This is a genomic window from Flavobacterium sasangense DSM 21067, assembly GCF_000686885.1.
Taxonomy (GTDB): Bacteria; Bacteroidota; Bacteroidia; order Flavobacteriales; family Flavobacteriaceae; genus Flavobacterium; species Flavobacterium sasangense.
Map to the genome: position 1 here is coordinate 1 of NZ_JMLU01000047.1, position 7,564 is coordinate 7,564.

Annotated in this window: 3 protein-coding genes; 1 reads left to right on the forward strand and 2 read right to left on the reverse strand. The window is 30.5% G+C overall.

Going from position 1 to position 7,564, the window contains the following annotated elements:
• Positions 1-246 (reverse strand): transposase (locus BP92_RS0113380; RefSeq protein WP_026726479.1); only part of this gene is annotated, 246 nt, incomplete at its 3' end.
• A 471-nt stretch (positions 247-717) separates the two neighbouring features.
• Between BP92_RS0113380 and BP92_RS0113385 the strand changes: the two genes are divergently transcribed.
• The gene (locus tag BP92_RS0113385; RefSeq protein WP_150111942.1) at positions 718-7,239 is read left to right on the forward strand and encodes a hypothetical protein; all 6,522 of its coding nucleotides are present in this window, start codon (positions 718-720) and stop codon (positions 7,237-7,239) included.
• A gap of 14 nt (positions 7,240-7,253) precedes the next feature.
• Here BP92_RS0113385 and BP92_RS0113390 read toward each other — a convergent pair.
• The coding region (locus BP92_RS0113390) for a transposase (protein WP_026725979.1) at positions 7,254-7,564 on the reverse strand (311 nt) is incomplete at its 5' end.

A 7,564-nucleotide genomic window follows, 5' to 3' on the forward strand; every position in this document is an offset into this window, starting at 1 on the left:
ACTTGTGGCTTCCCTTGTGGTATCGCCTGCTAAACGCTTTTTACCAGCTTCTAAAAACTCTTTATTCCATTTGTAAAACTGAGATTCATTAATTGAATACTTACGACATAATTCTGCAACTGACATTTCTGCACGTAAAGCTTCCATTACAATTTGGATTTTCTGTTCGGAACTAAAGATTCTTCGTGTATTTCTACGAATGTCTTTGATGAAATTCTCTGCTGTTTTTTTCTTAGGTGTTTTCATACTATTTCAAAGTTAATAATTTTTGAAAACACTCTCTTAGTTTTGAACTAAATCAGTCCACTTTTTGCTGACGATTTACAAAGAAAGATTATTCAAGACAAAATGATAGTTTTAATTGTTTGTTTAAAAATCTATAGGTTTTCAGATTAATGATGAAATTGATTTTTAAAAAGTAAAAATCAACATAGTTTTTATAAAGGAATAATAGACTAATATTATTTACAATCACCTTAAAAAAATAAAGTTATGCCTAATATATTACCAACAGCAAGATATTATCCAAGATTATCAGAGGTAATTACGGTAGATGATTTGCCAGAATTTTTATCTTTTGTAGAGAATGGTATAAATGCCATTTTTGACAAAATACATTATAAAAATTTACAATATTCTAAAAGTGTAAATGGAGATGCCGCTTTTTACAGTTTAGAAATTGTTAGTAGAGAGATGGCAATACCTTTGCCATTTGATATGAGATTGGTACTCAATCCTGATCCAGATGGAAATCCAAATATTTCGTCTTTTCCAATTACGCTTGAATATCAGTGGGAGATATTAGCGTTTTTAAAGACCTTCAATCTAGATAATTTTTCTTTTACATTAGAAGATTTTTATACTATAGGACTCCAAGTCTTTAGAATTTCGGAGGATGAAGTTTTATCATACATTATTAGTTATTTTGTCGACCCTATAGATGAGCAAACGACAATATTTGAACAATTTGTCTACGATTTTAATATTTTTAAAAATTCTAATTCAGATTATGATGATATTCCAGATTTAACTTTACCAAATTCCCCATCAGTAATTTCAATTGTTCAAGCTGTAAAAGCATTAAATATTCCTGATAAGACATTTTCATTGTTACTTTTTGGATTATATATAATTGACACAGATTTAGAGGTAACTAAAATTAAACTACAACACTTTTTCAATAAGTTAGTCCCAGAAGGTATTGAAAATTATATAAAGAAAATAATTACACCTAAAGCAAAAGCTACATTAGCTTTGAGTGCAGGTATAGAGTTTCCAGAAAAAATATTAAAACCAGTTGAACCAAATGGTGTTTTAATTCCTAATCAAAAATCAATTTTTGTTTTTGCCGAAGCTCAACTTTATGTTGATACTGAATCAGGTATTGGATATAAATTAGAAATGGGGGGTACATTGAAACCATCAACTTTTGCTGAAATTGGTAATACAGGAATATTAATTCAAATAGAGAGTCTTAAACTTGATTTAAGCAAAAAAACAAACATTCCTGAAGCCGATGCAGATGGTAGACCAGAAGATTTTACAGGCGTTTATGCTAGAGCATTATCTATTACATTACCTGCAAGATGGTTTCATGATGATGCTGTGCAAGGAACCCCTTCTACAACACTCAGATTAGGTGGTTATGATTTGTTGATTGGTACAGGAGGTGTTTCTGGTACTTTTATGCTGGAAACTGTACCTTCAATTATTACAGGTGGAACTACATATTATTTTGAAGATAAATTTGATTTGCATTTTCCAATAACGATTTTTGAAAAGAATTCTGTTACAAAAGTTATAGAAGAAGTAATTGTTGTAGATATTAATGAGCTTAAGACAAAATTATTTCCCAATAATTCGACTCCACCATGTTCAATTAAATTTCCTGTTACATTGACTGAATTATCACCGTTAACTGGTGGTACTAAAACATTTGATACAATAACAGATTATCAAATCTATTTGAATAGTTTATCTGTTAATGATTCTGTAGATACATTGCCCACATTGTGGAAGAAAATAGGTTCTGCTGACAAAGGATTTAGAGTTGGCTTCAATAAATTTGACATTTCTTTCAAGCAAAATAAAGTTGTATCCTCCAATATAAAAGGGGCTTTAGAGATAAAAAAATTTGTTTATCCTCCCAATACTATAGTTAATAATCAAAATGTTAGTGGTCAAACTGTCTATATTGATATAAACGGTCATTTAAGTGATGATGGTGATTTTAACTTAACAGCTTCTGCAAAACCACCATATCCAATAGAGTTTCCTAACGTTTTCACTTATCGAATGAAAAGCGTTGAACTTGGTAAAGAAGACGATGATTTTTATATAGGTACCTCAGGAACTTTACAATTTGAAGGATTTTTAAAAGAAACTTTAAATTTAGGTCCAATTGAAATTGAAAGATTACGTATTTATAGTGATGGTTCTATTGAGTTTAAAGGAGGTTCAGTGCAACTTATAGATCCAATTGTTTTACCACTTGGTCCAGTTGAAATTACTGTTTCAGCAATACATTATGGTTCACACCAAAAAGAGGTTAATGGTGTAATGCGTAAGTTTAATTACTTTGGTTTTGATGGAGGCGTTAGTATAGATCCACTTGGAATTGAAGTTCGTGGAGATGGGGTTAAATATTATTATTGTGTAGATGATTTAGAAAATAAACCGCATCCATATCTACATATACAAACTTTATATTTAGATTTAACTATACCAGCTAACTCAGGTTCTTTAGCTCAGATAAATGGATGGGTAACTATTCCTGAACCAGGAGTTTCTAAAGAGTATGCTGGTGGAATCACGTTGCAAATACCTTCTGTGAATTTAGCAGGAAAGGCAGATATTAAATTGATGCCAAAATATCCAGCATTCATAATTGATTGCGAGTTAGAACCGCCCGTTCCTATTCCATTAGGTTCATTTGCCATTTATGGTTTTAGAGGATTATTAGGTTATCGTTATGTTGCTGAGAAACAAGCAGTACCAGGATTAACATCAGATAATACTTGGTATGAATACTATAAGGCTCCAAAATTAGGAATAAATGTACAGAAGTTTAATGGTCCAGATAAGAGTGTAAACTACAATACTCTTGTTTCTTTGGGTGCAGGGGCTACTTTAGGGACATCTGCTGATGATGGATATACTTTTAGTATAAAAGCAATGGCTTTATTTTCTATACCTTCTCTATTTATGATAGACGGAAGAGCAAATATACTTGCTGCTCGTTTAGGACTTGATGATACTAAAGATCCTCCATTTTTTGCTTTTGTAGCAGTTGGAGACAACTCGTTAGAATTTGGATTTGGTGCTGATTATAAATTGCCTGGAAATGGAAAAATATTAACGGTTTATGCAGATGTTCAGGCTGGTTTCTTCTTTAAAAATCAGAAACCTTGGTATGTAAATATTGGTACTAATGTTAATCCTATTACTGCCAGAATATTAACATTACTTACTATCAAGAGTTATGTAATGCTATCGGCAAAAGGTATTGAAGCAGGCGCTCGTGGTGAATTTAATTTTGATAGAAATTATGGTGTCATTAAAGTGCAAGCACATGCTTTTATTGAAGTAGGTGGTAAAATTAGTTTTGAAAGACCTCAAATGGGGGCTTATTTAATGGCAGGAGTTAGTGCTCGAGTTAGAGTTCTATTCGTGACATTAAACTTAGAAATAGGAATTTTGTTTGGTGTAGAAGCACCAAAACCATTCTTGATCTATGGTAAATTCTATTTTAGAGTTAAGGTTGGTATTAAGATATTTGGTAAGCGCATAACTTTATTTAAATTCAGTGGAAACCTTGAAGTAGTTTGGAATTTTAATAAAAATATTGACCGAACTCCAATTAATCCATTGATTAATATATCTAATCAAGCTGCTATACCAGAATTGGTTCAAGGGGTTAATATGCTATCAAATGAAACTTTTGTATTAGCTTACTTAAATTCAATTCCAGCCGTAAATGTATTGCCTAATGAAGTATTGAATCATATTATACCTTTAGATACTTACATTGATATTAAAACACAAAAAGGATTATTACCTGGTAACGCTCAAGACCCAAATAATTCGGTCAGAAAGTTAATAGGGGGAATTAATAATGCTCCAGCAAATTATGTGGATTTGATTCCACCGGTAAGTACAATTAAAGGAAGAAGTATTCGACAAGTTAAACATCAATATACTATTGATCATTTAGAAATAAAATTTTGGAATGAAACTAAAAATATATGGGAAAGCTATCATCCTTATGAGGCGTTATATCCTAATGAGCCTAGTATTGCCAATCTGAAAGTTGGGCAATTCCAAAAAACAGATGGGATATATAATGCCGTACGAATATTAGCAACAACTCCATTTTCATATACTGAGCAAGGAGAGCCAGGTTGGTATGTACCTGAACAATATGGTGTAAATGCCTCTTCCTTGTTTTGTGAAGCAGAACATAAAGAGCATAAGTGTGCTAAATTTTTGCAAAAACCATTGAATGCCAAGTATTATTGTGGGGATGTTAATACACCTCTTTTCTCAAATGATGTATCTTTTCAATTGATTACACCAAATCCAGATGAAGATTTTGCCTATATAACTGATGAGGCAAACGTTTTTAATTTGCCTAAATCTTTAGCTTTCAATAATTGGAATGGCTTGGAAATTTTATTGCCTCAACCCACTATAATGACTGGATTAAAATTGAGTAATTATAGTAATGGGGTTAAAGTAAAATTCTATTCTATTCTACAGAGTCCTCAAAATGATGTAATGTTTAATGTGGTCTATGGAAATCCAAATCCAAATGCATCAAATGTAAATGAACCTTATGAAATGGTTTTATTTGGAAACTCATTAAACGAAGAAATAAAATATAATTACACCACTAACGCTATTGGAGAATGGCTACCTATTCATGAAAACTGGAGACCAATTACCCGCATTGTAGTTGAACCTATTTTTGATAGTAGTATTAATCAACAAATAGCATTAATCAACGATCAAATTGCTACTATTGAAAATGATAATAATTTGATTTCTATTGGTGCCATTGATGGTGATATTCTTTCGACTGTATTATTAGAACAAGAATTGCATCAATTGATTTGTGGAGCAAGTGATAATGGAAATTCATCATCATTTATTACTAGATATTCTAAGAAAGATACCTTAAATTATTATTATTCAAAAGAGTTTATTGAAAAAGATTCCAACTTTATCTATTCAATAGGTACAACTGAACAAAAAGGATTAATTAGTAAAATTGCTACTGATGGTACTTTGATTTGGGAAAGAAAATATGAACTTCTGGAGAATATGAATGAAAAACTAATTTTCAAGCGTATCATTCAGATTGAAAAATCAGAGGAGAATCAGTTTCAGTATATTGTTTATGCCACAACAGGAAAAGACCATTATTTATTAAGTTTTAATCCTGAAGATGGTAAAGTCATATGGTTTAAACATATTGAATGGAAAGATGAAGATATATTTGTACATATTGCACCATCAAAAAAGGAGTTTCAGTTTTATTTAACCCTTTCAGATAGAAACCAAATTGATACCAAAAAAGAACCATTCGTGGCCGTTGTTGATTCATCTGGAACTTTGATCAAAGGAACTCTACTGATAATTGAAAAAGAAGAATTTATTATTAATGCTATTTGTGAAGATAATAAAGGTCTTGTTGTAGCAGGAAGGTATATTGAAGGTGATTACAATGATTCTGTTGGTGTTATTATAAAATTGGATAGCACTTTAAAAATAATTTCTTCTTTAAAAATTGATAAACGTTACACTACTATTCATGATATTAAAATTATGGATGATGGTTCATATTTACTATCAGGATATGATAGTAAACAAGATGGTATTTTTGCGCTACTGATTAATGAAGAAGGAGTTTATACCACTTATCAATTTCCTTCGACTTCAAATCATAACTCTTCTATCCAGCTAAATAATGAAGGTTTTTATTTGCTTCAGAATAACGATTATAATGGTGTTTTACATAAAATGAGTTATGATTTTAATGTAATTTGGAGTAAAGAAATACATTTAAATAGCGGAACAAACGGAATTAGGAATTTTACATTTAATAGAGCAAGTAATGCTATTACTTTAAATTGTTTTAATCAAAATGAAGGGTCACTAGTTGTTCACACTAATTCTCATTTACAAAGCTGTTTAACCAATGTGCTGAGTATTTCTGGTTTAATTAATAATGAATTAGGGATTATAAAATTTGATGCAAAACAAGAAACTTACGAATTAGGATTAAAAGAGCATTCTTCAAATTCTGAAATATTCACTTCTGAAATAAAACAATATTGTAAAGAAGAAGGATGTGGTGAAGAGGATCCTAAAGTTTGTCAACTTTATCAACAGATTTTGACCATTTATGAAAGTTGTTTGATTGACCCACAAATTATTACAGGGTCAAATTTTGAAACAGTTTCTTTATGTTACAGAGAGATTCAGAATCTTATAACGGCATTTGATCCTAATTATAATCTAATTAAATATCTTAACTATGAATTGGAATTAATTAATCAGTTTTTAAGTAAAAAAGATATTCAAAATTACACACTAGCATGGGGTGCGGTTGAGTCTATACTTACTTATTTGAATGAGGTTGGTAATTGTATTTGTGAATGTACACCAAAAGAATTCACGATGATTCATCAAGTTTGTTGGATGTCAGTTGAAGATTATGAATACAATATTAACATACCATCACAAGAAGCTATTGCAGAAGATGCGCAAGCGGCAATAGATGGAATAACAAAATATATTCAACCTATCTGGAGACCAGATACTAGTTATTACGTACATTTTATCTTGAAAGATAATGTAGATAATGGCATTACTATTCAGTCTTATCCATACACTTATGGATTTAGAACAGCTGGTCCTGTTGGATATTTCCATACACATGATAAATCAACTTATGGAGATTTTAAATTGAAAAACGGAGATCGATTATTGAAAGAAGATAATACCAATGGGAATAGTTATTTTGTAGTAAGCAATAATGGTTTAGAAAATGAAAATGGTAGTTTATATATTAACAATACAAACGGATTTATATTAGAGGACACCACAGGATATTTAAGAGATGCTGTTACAGGAATCTATATACAAATACCGGGAAGTAATCCTGAAAAACGTTTAAAAGTTGTTGCACACCCTGATAAATATCCGTTGACTACATTGAAACAATATATTGATTAACCCGTTGGGTGAAATTAAATTAATTGATTTTTGATTTTATTTATTGGTCTATCAAAGATAAATTTATTGATATATTGAACTAGAGTTAATGCTGTTATTTTGGCTAGAATTCGAGTTTTAAATCCCTCAAAAGTTTTAGCATAATTTCTTCTAATTAAAAATTGGTCACACAGTTGCGAGAATAAAGTTTCAATTCTTTTTCTTGCTTTTCTGAAAACATACGGCTGTGGTTTATAATTCACTTGATTCATTCTTTTTGGCGTTTCCAATTTAATATTTGCTGATTGGAATAAATCGAGTTGTATACTATCAGACAGATATCCTC